Source organism: Streptomyces sp. A012304, assembly GCF_026008495.1.
In the GTDB taxonomy this organism is placed as follows: domain Bacteria; phylum Actinomycetota; class Actinomycetes; order Streptomycetales; family Streptomycetaceae; genus Streptomyces.
This window is the reverse complement of record NZ_BQUN01000096.1, coordinates 190,509-216,170: the sequence shown is the minus strand read 5'-3', so window position 1 is coordinate 216,170 and position 25,662 is coordinate 190,509. Positions and strand designations below refer to the sequence as shown.

The window sequence follows — 25,662 nt, the reverse complement described above, 5'->3', positions numbered from 1 at the left end:
GACGCAATGCGTGGACTTAGTTTCTAATTCAGGTAAGTTGTTGAAGCGTCAATTCATACTGACCTTCAAAGCGTGGTGCCGTAGAGGTTGACGCCTAGTTATGACTCTGCACCAGCAGTTGGGAGCGTCGGCGTCCAACTGTTCGTATGGATACGTCTCACTCACGTAGCCCGCTCCTCCCCATGCAACTGGATCTATCGTGTCGCAGCGGCGTGTCCTCTGTGGCCAGCTTGGGGAGATCGACGCCACAAGTCACGTGCGGCGAGGTGCTTGACGGAGCCGTTGCTATGGCGCGAGACAAAGATCCGGTGACCCAGTGTGAACCACGGCCGCCGCGTAGGGGCGCCTCTACATGCGCTGCTCCGACCTGGAGGCCTGGCCCGGAGTGACGGCAGCTTTGACGGCAACGCTGCACACAGAAGCACATGATGGCCAACCTGGGCGCTCATTCAGCCCCCTTCATGGCCGTTCAAGCGAGACCCGAAGCCATCCCCGCGCCGGCGATCAGCCGCCCATGAACGCAGGTGAACGCCCCTGCACACAGACCACCGCGCGCCAGCAGCACAGTTGGAGCGTGCGCCGTCGAGCACTGCGGCAGGCACAGTAGGGGCGTGTTGTCAGAGGCTTGTGGGATCTTGCGGGCATGGACACACTCTTTGACCTAGAGACGCCGGAAGAAGCCGTTATCGCCCACTACCGCCTGAGTGACGACCAGTACGGCTCGCGTGCCGAGCGCGAAGCGATCTTCGATGCTGAGCGGGCCATGGCGGCCGCCGTCGAGAAGGCGGGAGTTAGCGAGGTCGACGGGAACGAGTTCGGCGGGGGTGAAGCCGTGCTGTACGCCTATGGAGCGGACGCCGAAGCGCTCTTCAAGGTCATTGGGCCGACCCTTCGCAGTCTGCCGTTCAGGCCGGCGCACGTCGTGCTGCGGCAGGGGAGTCCTGAGACGGAGTCCCGAGTAGTTCTGTGATGCGGTACAGCAGCGAAGTACAGCAACCCCAGCAACCGCCAGCGACCGACACCGGCCCTGACGGTCCTCCCCGCAGCCTGTATGACCTTCAATGACGATCTCTGTAGGGCTACGGATCAGAAGGTCTGACATCCACTGCTGACATCAACGACGCCGGACGGGGGCGTACACCAGCAACCCTGTCCGGCCGTCCCATCAGTCGCCGACCGCAGCCGAAGCGGGCCGGGATCGAACTCCTAAAGCGGTGCTCACGCCACGGCAGTGAAGCGGGCTCGATGATGACGGGCGGAAGGCTCACCGCGGCGAAGACGGGGCCTGCCTGCTGCCAGGAGCTGGCGAGACGCCATCTGGTGACTCGGCAGCTTAGGTAGCGCGGCTGGACGAGGCCCTCCGGGGGACGTCGTCAGCTACGTAGCATCGGTGACGCAGTGAGTGCCTAACTGCGTGACAACGCCGACGAACAGCGGCGGACAAGCGCGAACGGCTGCGAACTATCCTCACAGGTGAGAAGCCCGCCAGCCCAAGGCCGCGCCCCCGCCCCAGTTGCTTCGGGACGCAGAGGTCCTGTCAGATCTGATGGCTCCGTCCGTGTCCCCGGGTCGGAGCCATCCTCCCTGCTCTGCACTCGGATGTAAGTGGCTCACTGCGTCAAGGCCCGCTCAGACGAACTCGTATTGAAGCTCGTAGAGGTGCCCTGCCTTGGCCATGACTGTGACCTCGATCGGACGTTCGTCGTCGCTGTAGACCACGCGGAAGGTCCGCAGCACCGGTAGGTCGCTCGGGAGTTGCAGCGCCTCGAACTGCTCCTGAGTGGGCACACGGGCGGACACCCGATCAACGGTGTGGCGGGGTGGATAGCCCATCTCGGCAAGCAGGGCAGGCGTTCCGCCACGGATCTTTCGCCGTTCGGTCATCACTGTGCCGCGCGCCAGCTCGACCGGGTAGTAGGACTTCACCAGCTCCACAGGTATGTCGTCGTACGAGAGGACCTGGCTCCTCATTACGGCCACGCTGCCTTCGCCAAGGCCGAGTGCTGCCGCGACATCCGCTGGGGGCTGCACTTCAGCGACCTCAAGCAGGCGGATGCTTCCGCGCTTGCCTCTTCGTGCAGCCACCGTGAGCCACGAGTACTGCTCCCCAGGCGCCGCCGGCTGACCGGTGTCCGCCGGCCGGATGGTCTCCTGCTGGTGCTCCCGCACCGTCACGCTCGCTCCGGGGCGGCCGAAGACCAGGCGTTCGTCCTTCAGCACCTGGAGCGCCTTCTGCACCGTGGCGTTGGACGCCCCGAACCGGTCCTTGAGCCGCTGAGTGGAGGGAAGGCTGGCACCGGGCTGAAGATCGCCGCACATGATTTCGTCGCGGAGATCGGCAGCGATGCGCTCATGAAGGGGACGCTGATCGTAGGCGTCCTGCTCTGCTTTGGGCACGTCAGATCCTCAGTTCGAAAGTTCAAGGTCGTAACGGAGTCGCTGCCTGGCCGCGGGGAAGACCGACTGGTCGACCTGGAAGGGGCGGCCTGCGGCATCCAATGTCAGCCGGGTCATGCACAGCACAGGTTCTGTCTCACTGAGGCCGAGCAGCCGCCGTTCCGCGTCGGTGGACATCCGCGCTGACACTTCCTCGCGGACGCGGCCTGCGGTGTAGCCCATTTCAGCGAGGAGAGTGACCGCTCCTCCACGGATCTTGGCCGTCCCCTTCAACCGCGTACCGCGTGCGACTTCCACCGGGTAGTAGGTATCCGTCAGTTCGGTGGGCTGGTCATCGAGGTAGATGATCCGCTGTCGCACCACGACAGCAGCGTCGGGCGCGATCGCGAACAGCCGTGCCACCTCCGGGGGCGCGGCCACCTCGCCAGCTCCCACGATGCGCTGAGTGCCGACACCACCTTTGGCCGCAGCCTCCTCCTGCCACGCATCGCCCTGCCCCTCCGCCCTGGGCACCACGTACGGCGCCGAGCTACTGACCCACTTACTGCTGCTCATGGTTCCCACCCTCAAGGTCCACGTCGTTCCACGTCAGCCCCAGGACTTCTCCTTGGCGGAGTCCAAGCGCCAGGGCGACGGCCCACCGTGCGGAGTTGCGGTGCCGGTCGGCGGCTCTCAACAGCCGCTGCACTTCCTGCACGCTGTAGGGCTCCACCTCGTACTCCCCTGTCTTCGGCGCCTTGGCCAGCTGGACCGGGTTCCTGCCGAGGTGGCCGCGCCGCACGGCCTCGTTGAGGGCGGTACGGAAGGTTCGGTGCACCTGGTGGGCGGTCGCGGGCTTGCTGCCGTTGGCCTGCATTTTGGCGTAGAACACCTCGATGTGCTCGGGCTTGAGCCTGTCGAGCCGATGCGCTCCCAAGCCGGGGATCAGATGCTTTCGCACTGCGACGCGGTACCCGACCATCGTGTTGTCGTTGACCGCGAGAGGCGCGACATGCTCGATCCAATGCGTCAGCCACGCCTTCACGGTCCACGCCCTTCCCGGCTTCCGCACCGTCTTCGCGTTGCGCTGCTTCTCCAGTTCTCGGACGGCGGCGGTCACTTCGGCACGGGTCTTGCGTTCGACGTGGCGCCGGTCGGGCTTGCCGTCGTCACGTATGCCGACGGTCACGCGGCCGTGCCACTTGCCGTCACTGCCCTGGTAGATGGAGCTGCGGCCGTTGGGCTGTCGGGTGCGCTTCTTGCCTTCCGCCATGGGCGGACTCCCTTGAGGTTGTTGAATCGGTTGAAGACGACGGAGCGCTGCCCCGTTGCGGGACAGCGCTCCGCAAGGCCTGCGTCAGGCCGCACGCTGCTCAGCGCGACGGCGAGCGAGGTAGGCGGACGGCGCGTCGGCGGGGACACGCCGAAGTCCACCGAGTCCGGCGGTGTCCGTGATGGTGATGTCCATGCGAGGTGGTCTCCTCTGGTGGAGGGGAAGGGGCCGCGTCTGGCGCAAGGCCGCCGGCTACTGCCCGCAGCGACGGCGCACGAACCCGGAGCTGTCGCCCACGAAGTCGCGCGCCGGCCGCCGGGCCGTCGGCCTGCCCGACCAACTCGTTGACCTGCTCCGCAATCACCTCAAGGCGCAGGAAGAGGAGCGGGCGGCAGCGGGCAAGCGCTGGGAGGAGAACCGGCTGGTCTTCCCCGACGAACACGGCCGTAGCCCGTCCCACCGCCGGGACTGGAGCGAGTGGAAGGATCTGCTGGCCGAGGCGAACGTCCGGGACGGGCGCTTGCACGACGCCCGCCACACGGCCGCGACGGTACTGCTCATCCTCGGGGTCCCCGAGCGCGCCGTCATGGGGCTCATGGGGTGGTCGACCACCGCCATGGCCGCCCGCTACCAGCACATGGTGGACGCTGTGCGAACGGATATCGCGCGGCAGGTGGACGGCCTGATCTGGAAACCCGAGAGGGACCGGCCGGATGACGACGACGGTGCAGCCGGCGCCCTCGTACCGGCCAACTGAGACGGGAACTGAGACGGACGGCGAAAGGGCGGCACCCCTGGAAGGGTGCCGCCCTTTCATCCTGCCTGGTCAGTCAGGTAGAGGCCGTGGCGGGAATCGAACCCGCGTTACTCGCTTTGCAGGCGAGTCCCTCAACCACTCGGGCACACGGCCGTGTTCGGTCGGTCCGGGCTCTCTCGCCCGTTCCGACTCGGTGAGACGACCGTAGGTGGCGGAGGGAATGGGGTTCAAGGCTGTGCGGTGCGCTGCAACGGGGTTGCCATACGCCGTTCATGAAGGGGTGTGGTCGTAGGACCAAGGGATGACGGAGAAGGGCGGCTGGAGACAGGGGTCATTGTCGGTTGTGGGCCTTACTCTGGCGGGCATGGCCGCTCTCGAACCCCGCGACACCGGTGTCGCAGACGTATCCAAGGACGCGCGTCCGGGCTCCGGTGAGACCGTGTTGGGGCGGTCGTACCGGGCGCTGAGCGTGGGGATCGTGTCCGTCGTGCTGTTGATCGCCTTCGAGGCGACCGCCGTGGGGACGGCGATGCCGGTGGCGGCTCGGGAGCTGGACGGGGTGGGGCTGTACGCCTTCGCGTTCTCCGGGTATTTCACGACCAGTCTGTTCGGGATGGTGCTGGCCGGGCAGTGGTCGGACCGGCGGGGCCCGCTCGCGCCGGTGAGCTGTGGGATCGCCGCCTTCGCCGCCGGGCTGCTGCTGTCCGGGACCGCCGGCGCCATGTGGGTGTTCATTCTCGGGCGGGCCGTGCAGGGGCTCGGCGGGGGACTCGTCATCGTGGCCCTGTACGTGGTGGTGGGGCGGGCCTATCCGGAGCGGTTGCGGCCGGCGATCATGGCCGCGTTCGCCGCCAGCTGGGTCGTGCCGTCCGTCGTCGGGCCGCTGGCGTCCGGCGCGGTCACCGAGCACCTGGGGTGGCGGTGGGTGTTCGTCGGCATCCCGGCGCTGGTCGTGCTGCCGCTGGCGCTCGCTCTGCCGCAGATCCGGCGGCGGGCGGGTGGGCCGGTCGGCGCCGGCGCGGAGGCCGCCTCCTTCGACCGGCGGCGCATCCGGCTCGCCTTCGGGATCTCACTGGGGGCCGGACTGCTCCAGTACGGCGCTCAGGACCTGCGTCCGTTCTCGCTGCTGCCCGCCGCCGCGGGCGTCGCGCTGCTCGTGCCGGCCGTGCTCGGGCTGCTGCCGCCCGGCACCTACCGGGCCGCGCGCGGGCTGCCGTCGGTCGTGCTGCTGCGCGGCGTCGCGGCGGGCTCCTTCATCGCGGCCGAGTCGTTCGTGCCGCTGATGCTCGTCACCCAACGGGGCCTCAGCCCCACGCTCGCCGGGTTCTCGCTCGCGGCCGGCGGGCTCACCTGGGCGGTGGGGTCCTGGGTGCAGTCCCGGTCGCGGGTGGAGCCGTACCGGGAGCGGCTGATGACCTTTGGCATGGTGCTCGTCGCGGCCGCCATCGCCGCCGCGCCCAGCGTGCTCATCGACGCCGTGCCCGCCTGGACCGTCGCGGTGGCCTGGGCCTTCGGGTGCTTCGGGATGGGGCTGGTGATCTCCTCCAGCAGCGTGCTGCTGCTCCAGCTGTCCGCCCCGGAGGAGGCCGGAACGAACTCCGCCGCCCTCCAGATCTCCGACGCCCTGTCCAACGTCCTGCTGCTGTCGGCGGGCGGGGCCGCGTTCGCCGCCCTCGGCGGCGGGACCGTCACCCACGCCGCCACGGACGCCTCCGGCTCCCACCCGGCCGCCTTCGCCGCCGTGTTCCTGCCGATGGCCGGCGTGGCGCTGGTCGGGGCATGGGTGACGACCCGGCTGCGGGAGCGAACGTAATGACGTAAGACGTGATGGCGTATGACGTAATGACGCAATGCGTAATTCGGTCGTCGGTCCGTGATCATGGCCGTACGCTCTCCCGCATGCAGCAGCTGACCGTTCCCCTCACCGCCGACCTCCGCCACGCTCTGGACGACCTCGCGGACGCCACCGGCCGCCGCCCCGAGGATCTCGCGCTGGACGCCGTACGGGAGCGGCTGGAGGCGGAGCGGAGCGCGGTGCGCGGGGTCGCGGAGCGGCTGGCCGGGGCGCACGCGGAGCTGCTGCGCAGGCTCGGCGAATGAGCAGGCACCTCACCGTCGCCGAGGTGACCGACATCGCCCGGATCGCGTTCGGCGGGCGGGACCCGGAGGCGCGGGAGGCGGGACTGCTCGCCTCGGCCGTGCACCGGCCGCGGGCCCGGATGTTCGGCACGCCGGCCTACGACGACCTCTACGAGCAGGCCGCGGCCCTGCTGCACGGCCTCGCCGCCAACCACCCCCTCGTCGACGGCAACAAGCGCACCGCGTGGCTCGCCACCGCCGCCTTCCTCGCCTTGAACGGCGTGGACCTGGCCGGCTGCGACCAGGACACGGCGTACGAGCTGGTCATCGACGTCGCGTCCGGTGAGGAGAGTGACGTGGGAGCGATCGCGGGGCGGCTGAGGGCGCTGTGACGTGAGTCCCACCCGTCGGTGAGCCGGGCTTGTCCGCGCGTTGACGGCGACCGACCGCCGGTAGGGTGGCCCGGTCGTTCAGCCGCGGCAGCCGAGCCGCTCGACCCCCGTACGGAGACCGTGACTACTACCGCCGCTTCGTCCTCGCACCATCTGTCTCCCGCCTTCCCCGGCCGGGCCCCCTGGGGCACCGCCAGCAAGCTGCGTGCCTGGCAGCAGGGGGCGATGGAGAAGTACATCCAGGAGCAGCCGCGCGACTTCCTCGCCGTCGCGACGCCCGGCGCCGGCAAGACGACCTTCGCGCTGACCCTGGCCTCCTGGCTGCTGCACCACCACGTCGTGCAGCAGGTGACCGTGGTCGCGCCGACCGAGCACCTGAAGAAGCAGTGGGCGGAGGCGGCGGCGCGGATAGGGATCCGGCTGGATCCCGAGTACAGCGCGGGCCCGCTCAGCAAGGACTACCACGGTGTCGCGGTGACGTACGCCGGCGTCGGCGTGCGGCCGATGCTGCACCGCAACCGCAGCGAGCAGCGCAAGACCCTGGTCATCCTCGACGAGATCCACCACGCCGGTGACTCCAAGTCGTGGGGCGAGGCCTGCCTGGAGGCGTTCGAGCCGGCCACGCGGCGGCTCGCGCTCACCGGTACGCCGTTCCGCTCCGACACCAACCCCATCCCGTTCGTGACGTACGAGGAGGGCAACGACGGGATCCGGCGGTCGGCCGCCGACTACACGTACGGCTACGGCAACGCGCTCGCCGACCACGTGGTCCGGCCCGTCATCTTCCTCTCCTACAGCGGCAACATGCGCTGGCGGACGAAGGCCGGCGACGAGATCGCCGCCCGGCTCGGCGAGCCGATGACGAAGGACGCGATCAGCCAGGCCTGGCGTACGGCGCTGGATCCGCGCGGCGAGTGGATGCCCAGCGTGCTGCGCGCCGCCGACCAGCGGCTCACCGAGGTCAGGAAGGCCATCCCGGACGCGGGCGCGCTGGTCATCGCCTCCGACCAGGACTCGGCGCGCGCCTACGCCAAGCTCATCCGGGAGATCACCGGCACCAAGGCGACGCTCGTCCTGTCCGACGACGCCGGCGCCTCCAACCGGATCGACGAGTTCAGCAACAACACCGACCGGTGGATGGTCGCGGTGCGGATGGTGTCCGAGGGCGTCGACGTTCCCCGGCTCGCGGTCGGCGTGTACGCGACGACGATCTCCACGCCGTTGTTCTTCGCGCAGGCCGTCGGGCGTTTCGTACGGTCCCGGCGGCGCGGCGAGACCGCGTCCGTGTTCCTGCCGACCGTGCCCGACCTGCTCGGCTTCGCCAACGAGATGGAGCGCGAACGCGACCACGTCCTCGACAAGCCCAAGAAGGACGGGGACGAGGAGGACCCGTACGCCGAGTCCGAGAAGGAGATGGACGAGGCGAACCGGGAGCAGGACGAGGACACCGGCGAGCAGGACATGCTGCCCTTCGAGGCGCTGGAGTCCGACGCCGTCTTCGACCGGGTCATGTACAACGGCGCCGAGTTCGGCATGCAGGCCCACCCGGGGAGCGAGGAGGAGCAGGACTACCTCGGCATCCCCGGCCTGCTGGAGCCCGAGCAGGTGCAGCTGCTGCTCCAGAAGCGGCAGGCCAAGCAGATCGCGCACAGCAGGAAGAAGCCGGACGCCGAGGCCGACCTGCTGGAGCTGCCCGCCGAGCGGCGGCCCGTCGTCTCGCACAAGGAGATGATGGAGCTGCGCCGGCAGCTCAACACGATGGTCGGCGCGTACGTCCACCAGAGCGGCAAGCCGCACGGGGTGATCCACACCGAGCTGCGGCGGGTGTGCGGGGGACCGCCGAGCGCCGAGGCGACGGCGGGGCAGCTGCGGCAGCGGATCGCCAAGGTGCAGGAGTGGGCGACTCGAATGAAGTGACGCCCTTGCTGTGAAAAGGGGCGTACGTATCGGGACAAAAACAGGTACTCCATACCGGCCACTGACCGGATTCTGGACGGAGCCTTCCGCTGAGCGAACTCGCTCGCTACTGTCCCGCTACGCACACGCCCCGTGGCAGCGCCGCCGCGGAGCGCAGCCGTGAAGCGACTGGGCCCGGACACGCCTGGCCCATCTGCCGATCGGCGGCCTCTGAAGCGCGTCACTGACGGGACTCGGTGACGCATCCGCCGCGAGGGGGCCGCCGACCTCACCACTAAGGAGTGGGCGTCGTGACCGCGGAGACCTCCCAGACGCTCGATCGAGGGCTGCGGGTCCTCAAGCTGCTGGCCGATACGGACCATGGGCTGACCGTCACCGAACTGTCCAACAAACTAGGCGTGAACCGGACCGTCGTCTATCGGTTGCTCGCCACGCTGGAGCAGCACGCCCTCGTACGACGTGACCTGGGCGGACGAGCCCGGGTCGGGCTGGGCGTGCTGAGACTGGGCCGCCAGGTGCATCCGCTGGTACGGGAGGCGGCGCTGCCGGCGCTGCGGTCGCTGGCCGAGGACATCGGGGCGACGGCGCATCTGACGTTGGTGGACGGGGCGGAGGCGCTGGCCGTCGCCGTGGTCGAGCCGACGTGGACGGACTACCACGTGGCGTACCGGGCGGGGTTCCGGCATCCGCTGGACCGGGGGGCGGCGGGCAAGGCGATCCTGGCGGCCCGGCAGCGGGCGGTGGGGGACCCCGGGTACACGCTGACGCACGGGGAGCTGGAGGCGGGGGCCAGTGGGGCGGCGGCGCCGTTGCTCGGGGTGACGGGGGTCGAGGGGAGCGTGGGGGTGGTGATGCTGGCGGACGCTGTGCCGGAGAGGGTGGGGCAGCGGGTGGTGGACGCGGCGAAGGAGGTCGCGGAGGCGTTGCGGTGACGGTGGGCTGAGGCGGGGGGCGGTGCCGGGGGCGGGTCGCGTTGCTCAGCGCCGGGCCTCCCCTGCGGACCACGGGCCGACAGGGTGAAGCCACCCCGTCTCCCCGTCCGTCCCACCCGTTAGATTGACCCCGTGCTCTCTCGTCTCACTCGGCCTCAGGCCCTCGCTCTCTCCGCGGTTCCGTTCGTGGCGCTGGTCGCCACCGCCGGGTTCGCGCCGCTGCCGTTCTCCGTGGCGCAGCCGGGGACGACGGCCAATGTGCTGGGGGAGAACAAGGGGACGCCCGTCATCACGATCTCCGGGGTGCCCACGCGCAAGACCGAGGGGCAGCTGCGGATGACGACCATCGTGGCGACCGGCCCGGACACGCGCGTCTCGCTCGGTGATGTGCTCGACGGCTGGTTCCGCACCGACCGGGCGGTCATGCCGCGCGACTCGGTGTACCCCAGCGGTGAGACCACCGAGGAGATCCAGCGGTACAACACCGAGCAGATGAAGAAGTCCCAGGACGCCGCGACCGAGGCCGCGCTCGCCCACCTCGGCCGTGCCGACGAGAACATCAAGGTCACGCTGCGGCTCGCCGACGTCGGCGGTCCCAGCGCGGGCCTGCTGTTCTCGCTGGGGATCATCGACAAGCTCGAGGGCGACGGCAGGGGCGGTGATCTCACGGGCGGCCGGAACATCGCCGGTACGGGCACCATCGACGGCGACGGCAAGGTCGGCGCGGTCGGCGGTGTCGCGCTGAAGACGCAGGCCGCCCGCCGGGACGGCGCCACCGTCTTCCTGGTGCCGAAGGACGAGTGCTCCGAGGCCGAGTCCGAGCTGCCCAAGGGCCTGCGGCTGATCCCGGTCAGCACCCTCAAGGGCGCCGTCGACTCGCTGATCGCCCTGGAGACCGGCAAGGGGTCCGTGCCCTCCTGCTGAACCACGGAGACCGGCGACGGGGCGGCCCGTGTCCTCCTGCTGAACCGTCTCACCTGCCCGGCCCCACTCCCGCCACCGCGCCGCGCGGCCGCAGCAGCAGCTCCGCCAGGGAGGCCAGCCAGTCCACCAGCAGGGCCAGGGCGACCGTGAGGACCGAACCCAGGACCAGCACCGGCATGCTCCGGTCGGTGATGCCGGTGACGATCAGTACGCCGAGACCGCCGCCCCCGCCGAAGGCCGCCAGGGTCGCCGTGCCGACGTTCAGGACCAGGGCCGTACGGGCGCCCGCCAGGATCACGGGCACCGCCAGCGGCAGTTCCACCTTCGTGAGCACGCCGACCGGGGACATGCCGATGCCGCGCGCCGCCTCCAGCAGGGCCGGGTCGTTCGCCCGCAGGCCGGTGACGGTGTGGGACAGCACCGGCAGGACGGCGTGGAGGACGACGGCGAGCAGCGCTGCCCGGGGGCCGGCGCCCAGCCAGATCACCAGCAGCGCGAGCAGGCCGATCGCGGGCGTCGCCCGACCCGTGCCGACGAGGACCCGCCCGACCGGGGCGGCCCCTCGGAGGGCGCCGCGGGTCAGCAGCACGCCCAGCGGGACCGCGACGACCAGGACGAGGAAGGTGGAGACAGCGGTCAGTACGACGTGCTGCCACAGGGCCTCGGACACCTGGCCGTGGGCCAGCGCGTCCCCGGCGACGGTGTCCAGGTCGGCTTGCCGGAACCACAGCCAGGTCGCGAGCAGCAGCGCGACGAGGAACGCGGGCAGGAGGGTCAGCTTCCGCCAGGTGACGCGCCCGCGCGGGAGGCCCGCCTCCCGGATCCTCCCCGGTCCCTCCAGCTCCTCGGGGACGATCACGCCGTCGCCACCCCGCCCCGCCCATCGCGGTCCTCTCGCGACACGCCTTCTCGGCCTTCTCGGCGTTCTCGGCGTTCTCGGCCTTCTCGGCGTTCTCGGCGTTCTCGGTCTTCTCGCGCCTCCAGCCGGTCGGTCGCCGGCCGGTCCGCCCTCAGCAGCCGGTGCACGGAGTCCATCAGCGTCTCCAGGTCGACGACCCCGGTGTACTCGCCGTGCCGCCCGGTGACCGCGACCCGTCCGGCGCTGTCGGTGAGGACGGCCTCCAGCGCGTCCCGCAGGGTGGCGTCCCGGCTCACCGTGCGCCGCACGGGTGTGCCCGCGCGGGCCAGTGCGCCCTTGGCCCGCATCAGGTCGCCGCGCCGCAGCCACCTGTGGGGCCGGCGTTGCCGGTCCAGCAGCAGGATCTCGTCCGCGCCCCGGGAACGCAGCCGGTCGAAGATGGTCTGGAGCGGGTCGTCGACGCTCATCGTCGGCCGGTCGCCGACCCCGATCTCCCGCACCCGGGTGAGGTTCAGCCGCTTCAGCGCGGCGCCCGCGCCCACGACACCGGAGACGAACTCGTCGGCCGGATGGGTGAGGATCGCCTCCGGGGTGTCGAACTGGGCGATCCGGGAGCGCTCGCGCAGCACCGCGATCCGGTCGCCCAGCTTGACCGCCTCGTCGAAGTCGTGGGTGACGAACACGATCGTCGTGCGCAGCTCGTGCCGGAGCCGGATCAGCGTGTCCTGGAGGCGCTCGCGGGTGGCCGGGTCGAGGGCGCCGAACGGTTCGTCCATCAGCAGCACCGGCGGATCGGCGGCCAGCGCCCGCGCCATGCCGACGCGTCGCCGCTGCCCCTCGGACAACTGGTCCGGATAGCGGCCGTGGAACGCGCGGGGGTCCAGTCCGACCAGGTGGAGCATCTCCTCCACCCGGTCCCGGACCCGTGCCTTCGGCCAGCCGGCCGTCCCCGGGACGAGGGCGATGTTCTGGGCGACCGTCATGTGCGGGAAGAGCCCGCAGGAGCGGATCGCGTAGCCGACCTGGCGGCGCAGCGTCACCGGGTCGACGCCGGTGACGTCCTCGCCGTCGATGCGCACGCGACCGCCGCTCGGCTCGACCAGCCGGTTGATCATCTTCAGGGTCGTCGACTTCCCGCACCCCTCGGGGCCGACGAGGACGACCGTCTCGCCCGCCCGGATCTCCATGCTGACGCCGTCGACGGAGGGCCGCCGCCTGCCCGGGTAGCGCTTGCTCAGATCCTCCAACTCGACCGAGGCCCCACCAGCCCCGTGCGCGTCACCCACGGATCCCCCTGGCCACCGTCAGCCGCCCCACCAGGACCAACCCCGCCTCGAACAGCAGGCCCAGCGCGACGATCCCGAGCGTGCCCGCGAGTACCTGGTCGAGGGCGTCCGGGCGGTCCGGTGCGGCGAGGCCGCGGAGGATCTCCTCGCCGAGGCCGGGCCCGGAGACGCAGGCGGCGAGGGCGGCGACGCCCGTCAGCGTCCGCGTGGCGGCCCGGACGCCGGTCAGGATCGGCGGCCAGGCAAGCGGCAGTTCGACCCGCAGCAGCCGGGCGGAGCGCGACATGCCGATGCCGCGCGCCGCGTCCACCAGGGCCGGGTCGACGCCGCGCAGGCCCATGACGGCGTTCCGCGCGATCGGCGGCAGCCCGTACAGCGTCAGCGCGATCACCGCCACGGGCGTCCCGTACCCGGCCACCGGGACCAGCAGCCCGATCGCGGCCAGCGCCGGGACGGCCGTGACGGTGGAGGCGGCGGTGGCGAGGTCGCCGGCCCGGCCGCCGCGGTAGGAGACGACGCCGACCAGCACCCCCAGCACGGTCGCCACGGCCACGCACGGGAGGACGACCCCGGCGTGCCGGCAGGCGTCGGCGAGCAGTTGCTGGTGGCGGTCGTCCAGGTACTCCCAGAAGCTCACACGCCCTCACCCCATGTCGCGGCCCGGTCCTTCCCGGTCCTCCGCCGCCTGCTCCACCAACGGGATGATCCGCAGCGGAACGGGGTTCTCCATCACGATCGCGGTGGAGGCCCGGACAATGCCATCAAAACCGACGACCCGGTCGATGACCCGCTGGAGATCGGCGTTGGAACGGGCCACGAGCCGGCACAGCATGTCCCCGCTGCCGGTGGTGGTGTGCAGCTCCAGCACCTCCGGCACGGTCGCCAAGTGCGCCCGTACGTCGGCCCCTTGACCCTGCCGGATCTGGAGCGTGGCGAACGCGGTGACGGGGTAGCCGAGGGCCGCCGGATCGACCTCCGGTCCGAATCCCCGGATGACTCCGTTCGACTGAAGCCGGTCCAGCCGGGCCTGCACGGTGCCCCGGGCCACGCCCAGCCGCCGCGACATCTCCAGCACGCCGATACGCGGCTCCCGCGCCAGCAGCACGATGATCCGTCCGTCCAGATGATCGATCGCCACCCACGCCTCCCTGATGGTCACCCTGTACAGAACGGCTGCCGCAACCGCCGTACCACTGGGCAGATTGCCCAGTCGACACGGCAACTATTGCGCACCTTGCCGGACCGGGTGAGGCTCTTGTTATGACGCAGACCACACACCACACTCCCGACACCGCCCGGCAGGCCGACCCCTTCCCGGTCAAGGGAATGGACGCGGTCGTCTTCGCCGTGGGCAACGCCAAGCAGGCGGCGCACTACTACTCCACCGCCTTCGGCATGCGGCTGGTCGCCTACTCCGGACCGGAGAACGGCAGCCGCGAGACCGCGAGCTACGTGCTGGAGAACGGCTCCGCCCGCTTCGTCCTGACCTCCGTGATCAAGCCCGCCACCACCTGGGGCCACTTCCTGTCCCGGCACGTGGCCGAGCACGGCGACGGCGTGGTCGACCTCGCCATCGAGGTCCCGGACGCGCGCGCCGCGTACGCCTACGCGATCGAACACGGCGCCCGCTCGGTCGCCGAGCCGTACGAGCTGAAGGACGAGCACGGCACGGTCGTGCTGGCCGCGATCGCCACGTACGGCGAGACCCGCCACACGCTCGTCGACCGCTCCGGCTACGACGGTCCCTACCTGCCGGGGTTCGTGGCGGTGGCGCCCATGGTCGAGCCGCCCGCCCGGCGGACGTTCCAGGCGATCGACCACTGCGTCGGCAACGTCGAGCTCGGCCGTATGAACGAGTGGGTCGGCTTCTACAACAAGGTCATGGGCTTCACGAACATGAAGGAGTTCGTGGGCGACGACATCGCCACCGAGTACAGCGCGCTGATGTCGAAGGTCGTCGCCGACGGCACGCTCAAGGTCAAGTTCCCGATCAACGAGCCCGCCGTCGCGAAGAAGAAGTCCCAGATCGACGAGTACCTGGAGTTCTACGGCGGCGCGGGCGTCCAGCACATCGCGCTGAACACCAACGACATCGTGGAGACGGTCCGCACCATGCGGGCGGCCGGCGTGCAGTTCCTCGACACGCCCGACTCGTACTACGACACCCTCGGTGAGTGGGTCGGCGACACCCGTGTCCCGCTGGAGACGCTGCGCGAGCTGAAGATCCTCGCCGACCGTGACGAGGACGGCTACCTGTTGCAGATCTTCACCAAGCCGGTCCAGGACCGCCCGACCGTCTTCTTCGAGCTGATCGAACGGCACGGCTCGATGGGCTTCGGCAAGGGCAACTTCAAGGCCCTGTTCGAGGCGATCGAACGCGAGCAGGCCAAGCGCGGCAACCTGTAGCGGCGGCCCCTGACGGCAACCTGTAGCGGCGACCCCCGACGGCGGCCCCTGACGGAGGCAACCCCTTACGGCGCCGTCAGGACAGCTCCTCCGGCAGGTCGCGCACCGACGGCTCGCCCAGCGCCGCCAGCGCCGTGCGGGCCGTCCGCGCGTGCAGCGGCGAGAAGTACGGGTTGATCCGCAGCGCCTCCTCCAGGTACCGCCGGGCCGGCCCCTCCCGCTTCAGCTGCCGCTCGATCATCCCCCGGTGATAGGCGTACGGCGCGCTGCGCACCGTCCCGCGCCGCGCCTTGTCGGTGGCGATCACGGCGTACCGCAGCGCCTCCCGGTGCCGGCCGGCCCGGTGCAGCGCCCAGCCCAGCGCGTCCGCCACAGCGATCCCCGGCTGCCGCCGCCACTCCGCCCGCAGCTGCCGCACCGCCACCACCGGATCGCCGTGGTCCGCCTCGAACAGGCCCATCAGCAGCTCCGCGTTCACCCCGCCGGCCGCGTCCCGCCGCACCCGCTCGCGCAGCAGGTCGTACTGCGCACGGGCCGGCTGGGTCAGCCCCAGCGACTCGTACAGTTCGCCCAGCTCCAGCGCGTACTGCGGCAGCGGCTGCCGGGCGAGCGCCACCTGGTACGCGGTCAGCGCCTCCGGCATCCGCCCGAGGGCCGCCAGCGCCCGCCCCTGCCCGGCCTGCGCCGCCCGCAGGTCGGGGTCGAGGCGCACCGCCTCCCGGAAGTGCCGCAGGGCCGCCTCCCGGTCGCCGCGCTCCCAGGCCAGCTGCCCGGCCCGCTCCAGCCACGCGGCCCGCTCCGCGGGCGTCGACGCCCCGGCCGCCGCGTCGGACAGTGCGGCCGCCGCGTCCTCCCGCCACCCCATGTCCCGGTAGACGCCCGCCGCCCGCGCCATCACCGCAGGCCCGGAGCGCAGCTCCTGCAACCGGGCCAGGGCGGCCCGGGCCTTCCTCAGGTCGCCGAGGCCCGTGTAGGCGTCGATCAGCAGCGGATACGTCGTCCACCGCCGCGGGGCCGCCCTCCGCGCGGCCTCGGCCCAGGCCCGCGCCGCCCGGAAGTCCCGGCGGGCGACGGCCAGCGCGGCCAGCCCGTCCATCGCCTGCGCGTTGCCCCGCGGAGCCACCTTCAGCGAGGTGCGCAGCGCCCGCTCGGCCTCGGGGTAGTGGACGGCGGCGTCGGCGGTGCGGCGGCCCTGCTCGACGTAGGCCGCGCCGAGGACCGCCCAGGAGCGGGCGTCGCGCGGATGCTCGCGCACCCGGGCCCGCCGCTCGTCGATCAGCACCGCCAGGTCGGACAGCGCGGCCGCCACCCCCGTACGGACCGCCGTGTGCGCCTGCGCCCCCGGGGCCGATGCGGGCGCCCGCCGCTCCGCCGGGCCGGTGAGCAGCCACAGCAGCAGCCCGCCCAGCACCAGGGACCCGGCCAGCGAGCCGACGAGCAGCCGCCGGCGCGGCCACGAGCGGTCCCCTTCCCGCCCCGGTCGCCCACCTTCGGTCTCCACCCTGCTCTCCATGGCGCTCACTGTGCGCCAGTACGCCGATCTCGTCCCGTTTTGCTCCGGGTGCCGCAGACGGGGTTCACACCGATGGCCCCGGGTGCGACGCTGTGATCATGAGCCGTATCGAAGCGCCCCGCGACGAGACGACCGGCAACCTCCTGGACCGGCTGCTCGACGGTCTGCCCGCCGAGGCGGTCCTCGCCGATCCGGACGTCACGGCCTCCTACGCCCACGACATGGCGAGCTTCTGCCCGGCCGGCACCCCGGCCGTGGTCGTGCTGCCACGCACGGTCGAGGAGGTCCAGCACGTCATGCGCACCGCCACCGAGCTGCGCGTCCCGGTCGTCCCGCAGGGCGCCCGCACCGGCCTGTCGGGCGCCGCCAACGCCTCCGACGGCTGCGTCGTGCTGTCACTGACGAAGATGGACCGCATCCTGGAGATCAGCCCGGTCGACCGGGTCGCCGTCGTCGAACCGGGCGTCGTCAACGCGGCCCTGTCCCGCGCGGTCGGCGAGCACGGCCTGTACTACCCGCCGGACCCCTCCAGCTGGGAGATGTGCACGATCGGCGGCAACATCGGCACCGGCTCCGGCGGCCTGTGCTGTGTGAAATACGGCGTGACCGCCGAGTACGTCCTCGGCCTGGACGTCGTCCTCGCCGACGGCCGGCTGATGTCCACCGGCCGCCGCACCGCCAAGGGCGTCGCCGGGTACGACCTCACCCGTCTCTTCGTCGGCTCCGAGGGCTCGCTCGGCATCGTCGTCCGCGCCGTGCTGGCGCTGAAGCCGCAGCCGCCGCAACAGCTGGTACTGGCCGCCGAGTTCGCCTCCGGCGCCGCCGCCTGCGCCGCCGTCTGCCGGATCATGGAGGGCGGCCATGTGCCGTCCCTCCTCGAACTGATGGACCGTACGACCGTCAAGGCCGTCAACGACCTGACCCGCATGGGTCTGCCCGAGACCACCGAGGCGCTGCTCCTCGCCGCGTTCGACACCCCGGACCCGGCCGCCGACCTCGCCGCCGTCGGCGCGCTGTGCGAGGCGGCCGGCGCCACCCGGGTCGTCCCGGCCGAGGACGCCGCCGAGTCCGAACTGCTGTTGCAGGCCCGCCGGTCCTCGCTGGTCGCCCTGGAGGCCGTCAAGGGCACGACGATGATCGACGACGTGTGCGTGCCCCGCTCCCGGCTCGGCGACATGATCGAGGGCGTGGAGCGCGTCGCCGAGAAGTACCGGCTCACCATCGGGGTCGTCGCCCACGCCGGCGACGGCAACACCCACCCGACGGTCTGCTTCGACGCGCGGGACCCCGACGAGTGCCGGCGCGCCCGCGAGTCCTTCGACGCGATCATGGAACTGGGCCTGGAGCTCGGCGGCACGATCACCGGGGAGCACGGCGTGGGCGTGCTGAAGAAGGAGTGGCTGGCGCGCGAGATCGGCCCGGTCGGCCTGGAGATGCAGCGGGCCGTCAAACAGGTCTTCGACCCGCTGGGCATCCTCAACCCGGGCAAGCTCTTCTGACCCGGCGTCCGCCGGGGCCCGGCTCACCGGGCGAGCAGCTGGTCGAGCGCGTCGTCGATGCCGAGCTGCTCGCCCTCGGTCCCCGGCGGCACCGCCCGCAGCGTCCGCTCCAGCCAGGACGACACCTGGGCGGCCGGCGCCTCCAGCAGGGCGTCGCCGTCGGGGGAGCTGAGCGCCATCAGCACGACACTGCGGCCGTTCACCTTCGTCGGCCACACCCGTACGTCCCCGTGCCCGCACGCCCGGAACACCCCCTCCACGAGCAGCTCTCGGGCGAACGTCCAGTTGACGGGGTGCTCCGAGTTGATGTGGAAGACGATGTGCACGGCGAAGGGGTCGTCGCTGCGGTAGCCGAGCCGGGCCGGTACCGGGATGCCGCGCTCCGGCGACAGGACGAGCCGCAGCTCCAGCTCGCGTTCCACCACGGTGGGATGCATGTCCGTTCTCCTCTTGCTCCTGGTCGGGGCCGATCCGCACGGAAAGCCCGTACGCAGGGGAGAGCGGCGTGGGCCCGGATCATTACGCGGGTTCGCGGAACTTTTTTCCCGGGAGTGCCCTGGCATTCCTCCGGGAGCGGGCCGGGGGCGCCTCCGGCCCTGGTCCCGATGCCGTCGGACGCCTCCTTGGACCGTGGCTGGGGATCCCTCCGGTGACGGCCCGGAATCCCAACGCGCGTTTCCGGGCCGGTCCGAACGTGTGAAGGACATGCACGGGGTTGCCCGGAAAGGGGCGGGTCCGGCGGGACGTGCGGTGGGGGTTGCGCTCGTCTGATAGATGTGGAGGCCCCCATCCCACCCCCGAGCAGATACGGGACGACGGACATGAGCGCCCCAACCCCGGCCCCCGGCGACGACAGGCCCCGCGAAGGGTATTACCCGGACCCGTCCATCCCTGGATACGTCCGGTACTGGAACGGTGCCTCCTGGGTGCCGGGCACCAGCCGACCGGCGCCGTCCGACGGTGAGCCGCTCGCGGCTCCCGCCCGTCCCTCGGTGGAGGAGACCGGCCCGCACTTCTTCGACGAGGACCCGGCGCCGGACGAGCCGTACTCCGACCGTCCCGACCCGGGGTCCTCGTGGGGTGCCGACCGCGCCCACCAGTCCGGCTTCGGCGGCGACCAGGACCGCAAGGTCTCCTGGGGCGCGCCGCAGGGCCCGGACCCCAGGGTGCCGGCGGCGCAGCCGTCCGGGCAGTCGGCGAGCACCGAGGGCACGGCGACGATCCCGCCCGCCGGGCCGGAGCAGGACCCGGGCACCTTCGTCTTCCGCCGCCCGACGGCCGGCGGATCGGCCGCGCCGGATCCCGGCACGATGGTGTTCCGCCCGCGCACGAGCCCCACGGACAGCGCGTCCGCCGCGTCCGCCGGGAGCACGGACACCGGGGCGGACCAGGGGGGTCCGGGCGGGGCCGACGGTGTCGGCGGGGCGGGGGCGTTCGGCCCGCAGGGCACGGCCGGTCAGGCCGGGGCCGGTGGGCCCGCTTTCGGTCCGCAGCACGCCTCCGCGTCGGGCGCGGGCGGCTTCGCGCCGCACACCCCCGCCGCGGGGACGGCGCCCTCGGGAACGACCCCGGCCAAGCCCGGCTTCGGCGCGGGCAAGGCCGCCGTCGAGCGGGCGGCGGCCGCGCAGTCGGCGGTGCCCGCCTCCGGACCGCAGTCCGCCCCCGCCGCGCAGGCCGCCGCTAGTACCCCCGCCGCGCAGGCCCCCGGGAGTACCCCCGTCGCCCAGGCCTCCGCCGGTTTCCCCGTCGCGCCGGCCCCGAGCCTGCCCCAGCAGCCCGCCGGACCGCAGGCCGGAACCCCCATGAGCGCCGGTCACGGTGGCGGTCAGCCCTCCTGGGCCCAGCAGGTGCACCGGCTGGCGGGCGCGGGCGGCGACGACCAGCCCGTGGCCCCCTGGAAGCCGCCGGTCGAGGACCCCTTCCAGGCGGCAGCGCGGCGGCAGGCGGCGGCCCGTCCCGCCGGGCTCGGCAAGCGGCTCGCGGCCCGGCTCGTCGACACGCTCGTCCTCGCCGCCGTCACCTCGGCCGCCGCCGTCCCCCTGGGCGCGCAGGCCGTCGAGCACGTCAACGACAAGATCGACGCGGCCAAGCTGACCGGGGAGACCGTCACCGTCTGGCTGCTGGACGGCACGACGTCCGCGTACCTCGGCATCGTCCTCGGCGTGCTGCTGGTCTTCGGGATCGTGTACGAGGCGCTGCCGACCGCCAAGTGGGGCCGCACGCTCGGCAAGAAGCTGTTCGGCCTGGAGGTGCGGGACATCGAGGGGCACCAGCCGCCGACCTTCGGCGCGGCCCTGCGCCGCTGGCTCGTCTACAGCGTGCCCGGCCTGCTCGGCGTGGGAGTCTTGGGTGTCCTGTGGTGCCTGTTCGACAGGCCGTGGCGTCAGTGCTGGCACGACAAGGCGGCCCATACGTTCGTGGCGGGCTGATTCGACTACCCGGCCCTACCGCGGTCGGCCCACCTGATTTCGTACCCCGGACGGCCGCTCGCCGGATGCGCGGGCGGCGGGTTCGCGGTCGACTCGGGCCATGACGACCGAACCGCCCCCCGGTTCCGGCGGCGAGCCGCCGGAGGACGATCCGTTCCGGAAGCAGCCACCACAGCAGCCCCCGTACGGTCAGGGCCAGGGCGCGCAGGGCCCGCCGTACGGCGCGGGCGGCCCGTACGGCGGCCAGCCCCCACCGTACGGAGGCGGCGGCCCCGGCGGTCCCTACGGGGGCGGCCCCTACGGTGGTGGTCCCTACGGTGGCGGCCCCGCCGACCCGCTCGCCGGCATGCCGCCGCTCGCCGACAGCGGCAAGCGCACGCTCGCCCGGATCATCGACCTGATCCTGGTGGCCGTCGTGGTCTGGCTGCTGACGTGGGGCTTCGGCGTCAACGAGTACGAGACGGACGGCGACCGGATCGAGGTCGGCAAGTCCCTCGCGCAGTCCCTCGTCGCCGCGCTCCTCTTCATCGGCTACGACACCTTCATGACGGCGAGGAACGGCCAGACCCTCGGCAAGAAGTGGCTGGGCATGCGCGTGGCCAACCTCGACGACGGCTCCACCCCGTCCATGCAGACCTCACTGGTGCGCGCCCTGGTGCTGTGGGTGCCGTTCGCGTTCTGCTGCGCCTGCCTGTGGACGGCGATCTGCGGCGGCTGGAGCTACTTCGACAAGCCCTACAAGCAGGGCCTGCACGACAAGGCCGCCAAGACGGTGGTGGTCAGCACCACCTGACACCCCGACAGCCCCGACAGCACGACGACAGGGCCCGCGCCGGTCTCCCGGCGCGGGCCCTGCGTCATGTGGTTCAGGGTGCCGACGGTTCCCGGACCGGCTCGGGCGCCGCGGCGACCGAGGCGGGCACGGGCTCGTCCACGCCGGAGCGGGCCACGACGACATGGGTCCGCTTGTGGACCGGGAGCGTCATGGCGACGAGTACACCGAGGGCGACCGAGGTGACGGCGATGACCGCGATCAGGGGGCCCGAACTCGTCTGTGACAGCACCAGCATGGCGAGCGTCGAGACGATGACGGTGCAGGAACCGTACGTGAGCTGTGCGACAGTCGGACGAGGCATGGCAATCGTGTCCTCGGGAACGGGGGCGATCTCGACTCTATTCGGCTGCATGCCCGAGGGGAACGAGCAGTAAGCGTGACCTAACCCACGGTGCCGGTGCACAGGGGGCGCACGGAGTCATGCGGTCCACTCCGTGGACGGGTCCACGCGCCCGTCTCGTTACGGTCACGTGTCCGCAATGCGAACGCCAGGTCCCAATAATGCAGTTGTCCTGCTCAAGTCAAGATCTGTCTTTTCTGACTAACCAGTAGTCAAATGACGTCACTTGACTACACGCGTATAACCGCTCGCGGACTTCCCTTGACATGGATCCCCTTCCGCGTTGCCGGGCGCGTGAGTGGGAGGCATCAAGTGACCAGTAGATCCTGGACGTTCAGGACGGCCGCCACCGTCGTCGCCCTCGCGGCGGTCTCGGCGACGTTCTCGACGTTCGCCGTGGCCCAGGCCGCTGACGACCCGTCGGTGAAGGCCCCGGCGGTGGACCGGCACGACCCGCAGCCGGCCGAGGTCCACCACGAGCACGACTTCGACGGGCCGCTCAGCAAGAGGCAGGAGGCCCAGCGCGAGGAGGCCCTCAAGCAGGTCATATCCGGCGAGGCGAAGGTGACGAACCGTGAGGGTTCGAAGGTCGTCGAGCTGGACAGCCGCAAGGGCGACAGCAAGTACGTCGAGCTCGGCCGTGAGAAGACCGACAAGATCTTCACGATCCTCGTCGAGTTCGGCGACCAGATCGATCCCCGCTACGGCGGCACCCCCGGCCCGCTGCACAACCAGATAGCCCAGCCGGACCGCACCCGGAACAACAGCACGGCCTGGCAGGCGGACTACGACCAGAAGCACTTCGAGGACCTCTACTTCGGCACCGGTCCGGGCGTCGAGTCGCTGAAGAAGTACTACGAGAAGCAGTCCTCGGGCCGCTACTCGGTCGAGGGCAAGGTGACCGACTGGGTCAAGGTCCCCTACAACGAGGCCCGTTACGGATCCAACGACGCCGCCACCGGCGCCTGGTACGCGGTGCAGGACGGCGTCAACGCCTGGGTCGCCGAGCGCGAGGCCGCCGGCGCGACCGCCGCCGAGATCAAGGCGGAGCTCGCCGAGTTCGACCAGTGGGACCGCTACGACTTCGACGGCGACGGCGACTTCAACGAGTCCGACGGCTACATCGACCACTTCCAGATCGTGCACGCCGGTGAGGACGAGTCCGCCGGCGGCGGCGCCCAGGGCGCGGACGCGATCTGGGCCCACCGCTGGTACGCCTTCGGTACCGACTCCGGCTCCACCGGCCCCGACGGCAACAAGCTCGGCGGCGCGCAGATCGGCGACTCCGGCATCTGGGTCGGCGACTACACCATCCAGCCGGAGAACGGCGGCCTCGGTGTCTTCGCCCACGAGTACGGCCACGACCTCGGTCTGCCGGACGAGTACGACACCTCCGGCGGCGGCGAGAACTCCACCGGCTTCTGGACGCTGATGTCCTCCGGCTCCTGGCTGGGCACCGGCAAGGAGTCCATCGGCGACCTGCCCGGCGACATGAACGCCTGGGACAAGCTCCAGCTCGGCTGGCTCGACTACGACGTCGCCAAGGCGGGCGTGAAGTCCACCCACACCCTGGGCGTGGCGTCGTACAACACCAAGAACCCGCAGGCCCTCGTCGTCGAACTGCCCAAGAAGCGGAAGACGACCGACGTGGTCGCCCCGGCCCAGGGCGCCACGCAGTGGTGGAGCGGCAGCGGTGACGACCTGCGCAACACCCTGACCCGCACGGTCGACCTGACCGGCAAGTCGTCGGCGTCGCTGTCCCTCGACGGCTGGTGGGACATCGAGACCGACTATGACTACCTCTACACCGAGGTCTCCACCGACGGCGGCGCCAGCTACACGCCGATCGACGGCAAGCTCGCCGACGGCAGCGCCATCCCGCGCGACGGCAGCGGCAAGCCCGCGCTCACCGGCACGGTCGACGCCTACAAGCAGCTGACGTTCCCGCTGGACGCCTACGCGGGCCAGAAGATCAGCGTGCGTTTCCGCTACGCCACCGACGGCGGCGTGGCCCAGATGGGCTTCGCGGCCGACCGGATCACGGTGACGGCCGACGGCGCGACCCTGTTCGCCGACGACGCCGAGTCCGCCGACGCGGCCTGGACCGCGAACGGCTTCTCCCGCATCGGCGCGTCCATCACGGACGAGTACGCCCAGTACTACATCGCCGAGAACCGCCAGTACGTGTCGTACGACAAGACCCTCAAGGTCGGCCCGTACAACTACGGCTTCTCCACGACCCGTCCGGAGTGGGTGGAGCACTACCCGTACCAGAACGGTCTGCTGATCTGGAAGTGGGACACCTCCCAGGCGGACGACAACACCAGCCAGCACCCCGGTGAGGGTCTGATCCTGCCGATCGACTCCCACCCGACCCCGCTGAAGTGGTCCGACGGCACGCTGATGCGCAACCGCATCCAGTCCTTCGACTCGACCTTCAGCTGGTACCCGACGGACGCGATCACGCTGCACAAGGACGACGTCGCCACCAAGATCAAGGCGCGTCCGGGCGTTCCGTTCTTCGACGACAGCCTGTCCAGCTACTACGACGAGTCGACCCCGCTGGCGGGTGTCCGCATCACTGACACCAACACCTCGATCAAGATCGTCCACGAGCCCCTGAGCGGCTCCACGATCACGGTGAAGGTCGGGCCGTCGCTGAAGTAGTCGACGTTTTCCCAGGTCAGACGCGCATCGACGGCAACCCCCTGGCGGGTTGCCGTCGATCGTGTTTAGGTGCCTCCTGTGCTTTCCTTATTGACAGCCGCATGGACGGCTGCGCCGACACCGATACACACGGGGGTGTGACCGCATGGCCGCAGGAGGTTTCTGCAAGTTGCCCAACGGCACGGTGGTGGTGGCGTTGAACCTGCCCAGCCCGGCCGCCGACGGCGCGGCGGGACTGCGTTTCCTCGTCCTCGCCCAGAACCGCGCCCGCGCCCTGACCAGGCTGCGCAACCTGGGCCTGCGCGCCGTCTACCTGCGGGGCAACGCGGCGCCACCGACCCCGGACGAGATCACGGCGGTCCTGCACCACCCGGACGGACTGATATGGCGCACCGCCCCGGACAACGCTGTCAGCACGGCCCCGGAGCTGTGGCGCCCGATCCGGGCCCTCCTGCGCCGCCCGCCGGCCCCGCCCCGGCCCCAGCCCTCCGCCGGGACCGTCAGCGGTTGACGACCGGCTTGCCGGTCAGTTCCACGCCCGCCTCCCGCAGCTCCTCCAGGGCGCGCTCGGTGGTGTCGCGGGAGACCCCGGCAGTCAGGTCGAGCAGGACCTGGGTGCGGAAGCCCTCACGGGCCGCGTCCAGGGCGGTGGCGCGGACGCAGTGGTCGGTGGCGATACCGACCACGTCCACCTCGGTGATCTCCCGGGCGCGCAGCCAGTCGCCGAGCTGCACGCCGTTCTCGTCGGCGCCCTCGAAGCCGCTGTACGCGGCCGCGTAGGCGCCCTTGTCGAACACGGCGTCGATGGCGCCGGAGGCGACCGCCGGCGCGAAGTTCGGGTGGAAGCCCACGCCCTCGGTGCCCGCGACGCAGTGCGCGGGCCAGGAGTGGACGAAGTCGGGGTTGTCGGCGAAGTGGCCGCCGGGCGCGATGTGGTGGTCCCGGGTGGCCACGACGTGCCGGTACCCGGCGGGGGCCTGCGCGATCAGCTCGGTGATCGCGGCGGCCACGTCGGCACCCCCGGCCACCGCGAGGCTGCCCCCCTCGCAGAAGTCGTTCTGCACGTCTACGACGATCAAGGCGCGGCGCATGGTGGGTGTCCTTCGACTATGAGTTAAGTAATCGAGCCTAGAGACTTCGACGGCGGGGCGGGAGGGGGCGGCGCCAGGCTTCTTGCC

General features: G+C 71.3%; 23 protein-coding genes, 1 tRNA gene and 3 pseudogenes. 14 read left to right on the top strand and 13 right to left on the bottom strand.

The window, feature by feature from the left end; translation table 11 throughout:
* Positions 1-643 precede the first annotated feature (643 nt).
* Entirely contained in the window at positions 644-970 is a 327-nt protein-coding gene (locus tag ALMP_RS22000; RefSeq protein WP_264930870.1) for a hypothetical protein, read from the top strand.
* Positions 971-1,629: 659 nt separating this feature from the next.
* Here the strand turns inward: ALMP_RS22000 and ALMP_RS21995 are convergent.
* The 4 genes and pseudogenes from ALMP_RS21995 to ALMP_RS44425 all read right to left on the bottom strand — a co-directional run.
* Positions 1,630-2,397, bottom strand: a complete 768-nt coding sequence (locus ALMP_RS21995; protein WP_264930869.1) for a GntR family transcriptional regulator — start codon at positions 2,395-2,397, stop codon at positions 1,630-1,632.
* A 9-nt stretch (positions 2,398-2,406) separates the two neighbouring features.
* The gene (locus tag ALMP_RS21990; protein WP_264930866.1) at positions 2,407-2,952 is read right to left on the bottom strand and encodes a GntR family transcriptional regulator; all 546 of its coding nucleotides are present in this window, start codon (positions 2,950-2,952) and stop codon (positions 2,407-2,409) included.
* A 4-nt stretch (positions 2,953-2,956) separates the two neighbouring features.
* Positions 2,957-3,649, bottom strand: a pseudogene (locus tag ALMP_RS21985) (tyrosine-type recombinase/integrase); the annotation flags it as partial.
* An 84-nt stretch (positions 3,650-3,733) separates the two neighbouring features.
* Positions 3,734-3,814, bottom strand: a pseudogene (locus tag ALMP_RS44425) (DNA-binding protein); the annotation flags it as partial.
* A 73-nt stretch (positions 3,815-3,887) separates the two neighbouring features.
* Here ALMP_RS44425 and ALMP_RS21980 point away from each other — a divergent pair.
* A pseudogene (locus tag ALMP_RS21980) lies at positions 3,888-4,406 on the top strand (tyrosine-type recombinase/integrase); the annotation flags it as partial.
* 81 nt (positions 4,407-4,487) lie between these two features.
* Here the strand turns inward: ALMP_RS21980 and ALMP_RS21975 are convergent.
* Positions 4,488-4,559 (bottom strand) — tRNA-Cys (locus ALMP_RS21975).
* A gap of 211 nt (positions 4,560-4,770) precedes the next feature.
* Here ALMP_RS21975 and ALMP_RS21970 point away from each other — a divergent pair.
* From ALMP_RS21970 to ALMP_RS21945, 6 genes are all read left to right on the top strand, one after another.
* Entirely contained in the window at positions 4,771-6,219 is a 1,449-nt protein-coding gene (locus tag ALMP_RS21970; RefSeq protein WP_264930865.1) for an MFS transporter, read from the top strand.
* A gap of 86 nt (positions 6,220-6,305) precedes the next feature.
* Positions 6,306-6,506, top strand: a complete 201-nt coding sequence (locus ALMP_RS21965; RefSeq protein WP_264930864.1) for a hypothetical protein — start codon at positions 6,306-6,308, stop codon at positions 6,504-6,506.
* Complete coding sequence (locus ALMP_RS21960; RefSeq protein ID WP_264930863.1) at positions 6,503-6,877, top strand: type II toxin-antitoxin system death-on-curing family toxin; 375 nt, start codon at positions 6,503-6,505, stop codon at positions 6,875-6,877. The genes ALMP_RS21965 and ALMP_RS21960 overlap by 4 nt, the downstream gene beginning before the upstream one ends.
* A gap of 120 nt (positions 6,878-6,997) precedes the next feature.
* Positions 6,998-8,794: a DEAD/DEAH box helicase gene (locus ALMP_RS21955; protein WP_264930862.1), complete on the top strand. Its 1,797-nt coding sequence runs from the start codon at positions 6,998-7,000 to the stop codon at positions 8,792-8,794.
* Between the two features lie 290 nt (positions 8,795-9,084).
* On the top strand, positions 9,085-9,726 hold the full coding sequence (locus ALMP_RS21950; RefSeq protein WP_264930860.1) for an IclR family transcriptional regulator: 642 nt from the start codon (positions 9,085-9,087) through the stop codon (positions 9,724-9,726).
* 132 nt (positions 9,727-9,858) lie between these two features.
* The gene (locus tag ALMP_RS21945; RefSeq protein WP_264930858.1) at positions 9,859-10,650 is read left to right on the top strand and encodes a PDZ domain-containing protein; all 792 of its coding nucleotides are present in this window, start codon (positions 9,859-9,861) and stop codon (positions 10,648-10,650) included.
* A gap of 49 nt (positions 10,651-10,699) precedes the next feature.
* Here the strand turns inward: ALMP_RS21945 and ALMP_RS21940 are convergent, their stop codons facing one another.
* From ALMP_RS21940 to ALMP_RS21925, 4 genes are read right to left on the bottom strand one after another with little or no spacing between them, the layout of a single operon-like run.
* Positions 10,700-11,506: an ABC transporter permease gene (locus tag ALMP_RS21940; protein WP_264930977.1), complete on the bottom strand. Its 807-nt coding sequence runs from the start codon at positions 11,504-11,506 to the stop codon at positions 10,700-10,702.
* On the bottom strand, positions 11,506-12,795 hold the full coding sequence (locus tag ALMP_RS21935; protein WP_264930856.1) for an ABC transporter ATP-binding protein: 1,290 nt from the start codon (positions 12,793-12,795) through the stop codon (positions 11,506-11,508). Before ALMP_RS21935 ends, ALMP_RS21940 begins: the two co-directional genes overlap by 1 nt.
* The gene (locus ALMP_RS21930) at positions 12,788-13,432 is read right to left on the bottom strand and encodes an ABC transporter permease (RefSeq protein WP_264930854.1); all 645 of its coding nucleotides are present in this window, start codon (positions 13,430-13,432) and stop codon (positions 12,788-12,790) included. Before ALMP_RS21930 ends, ALMP_RS21935 begins: the two co-directional genes overlap by 8 nt.
* Before the next feature lie 6 nt (positions 13,433-13,438).
* On the bottom strand, positions 13,439-13,933 hold the full coding sequence (locus ALMP_RS21925; RefSeq protein ID WP_264930852.1) for an Lrp/AsnC family transcriptional regulator: 495 nt from the start codon (positions 13,931-13,933) through the stop codon (positions 13,439-13,441).
* A 122-nt stretch (positions 13,934-14,055) separates the two neighbouring features.
* Between ALMP_RS21925 and hppD the strand changes: the two genes are divergently transcribed.
* A complete protein-coding gene (hppD, locus tag ALMP_RS21920; protein ID WP_264930850.1) occupies positions 14,056-15,201 on the top strand; it encodes a 4-hydroxyphenylpyruvate dioxygenase in 1,146 nt (381 codons plus the stop codon).
* Between the two features lie 76 nt (positions 15,202-15,277).
* Here the strand turns inward: hppD and ALMP_RS21915 are convergent, their stop codons facing one another.
* Positions 15,278-16,714 (bottom strand): tetratricopeptide repeat protein, encoded by a 1,437-nt coding sequence (locus ALMP_RS21915; RefSeq protein ID WP_264930848.1) that lies wholly within the window; start codon positions 16,712-16,714, stop codon positions 15,278-15,280.
* Between the two features lie 92 nt (positions 16,715-16,806).
* Here ALMP_RS21915 and ALMP_RS21910 point away from each other — a divergent pair, with 92 nt between their 5' ends.
* Positions 16,807-18,213: an FAD-binding oxidoreductase gene (locus ALMP_RS21910; protein WP_264930846.1), complete on the top strand. Its 1,407-nt coding sequence runs from the start codon at positions 16,807-16,809 to the stop codon at positions 18,211-18,213.
* A 23-nt stretch (positions 18,214-18,236) separates the two neighbouring features.
* Here ALMP_RS21910 and ALMP_RS21905 read toward each other — a convergent pair whose 3' ends face one another.
* Positions 18,237-18,650, bottom strand: coding sequence for an SsgA family sporulation/cell division regulator (locus tag ALMP_RS21905; protein WP_264930844.1), 414 nt, complete (start codon positions 18,648-18,650; stop codon positions 18,237-18,239).
* A gap of 384 nt (positions 18,651-19,034) precedes the next feature.
* Between ALMP_RS21905 and ALMP_RS21900 the strand changes: the two genes are divergently transcribed.
* On the top strand, positions 19,035-20,642 hold the full coding sequence (locus ALMP_RS21900) for an RDD family protein (protein ID WP_264930842.1): 1,608 nt from the start codon (positions 19,035-19,037) through the stop codon (positions 20,640-20,642).
* Positions 20,643-20,742: 100 nt separating this feature from the next.
* Positions 20,743-21,435 (top strand): RDD family protein, encoded by a 693-nt coding sequence (locus ALMP_RS21895; protein WP_264930840.1) that lies wholly within the window; start codon positions 20,743-20,745, stop codon positions 21,433-21,435.
* A 73-nt stretch (positions 21,436-21,508) separates the two neighbouring features.
* Here ALMP_RS21895 and ALMP_RS21890 read toward each other — a convergent pair whose 3' ends face one another.
* Positions 21,509-21,778 (bottom strand): hypothetical protein, encoded by a 270-nt coding sequence (locus ALMP_RS21890; RefSeq protein WP_264930838.1) that lies wholly within the window; start codon positions 21,776-21,778, stop codon positions 21,509-21,511.
* 351 nt (positions 21,779-22,129) lie between these two features.
* Between ALMP_RS21890 and ALMP_RS21885 the strand changes: the two genes are divergently transcribed.
* Complete coding sequence (locus ALMP_RS21885) at positions 22,130-24,484, top strand: immune inhibitor A (RefSeq protein WP_264930836.1); 2,355 nt, start codon at positions 22,130-22,132, stop codon at positions 24,482-24,484.
* 145 nt (positions 24,485-24,629) lie between these two features.
* Complete coding sequence (locus tag ALMP_RS21880; RefSeq protein ID WP_264930834.1) at positions 24,630-24,995, top strand: hypothetical protein; 366 nt, start codon at positions 24,630-24,632, stop codon at positions 24,993-24,995.
* Here ALMP_RS21880 and ALMP_RS21875 read toward each other — a convergent pair.
* Positions 24,985-25,575: an isochorismatase family protein gene (locus ALMP_RS21875; protein ID WP_264930832.1), complete on the bottom strand. Its 591-nt coding sequence runs from the start codon at positions 25,573-25,575 to the stop codon at positions 24,985-24,987. The genes ALMP_RS21880 and ALMP_RS21875 overlap by 11 nt on opposite strands.
* Between the last annotated feature and the right edge of the window lie 87 nt (positions 25,576-25,662).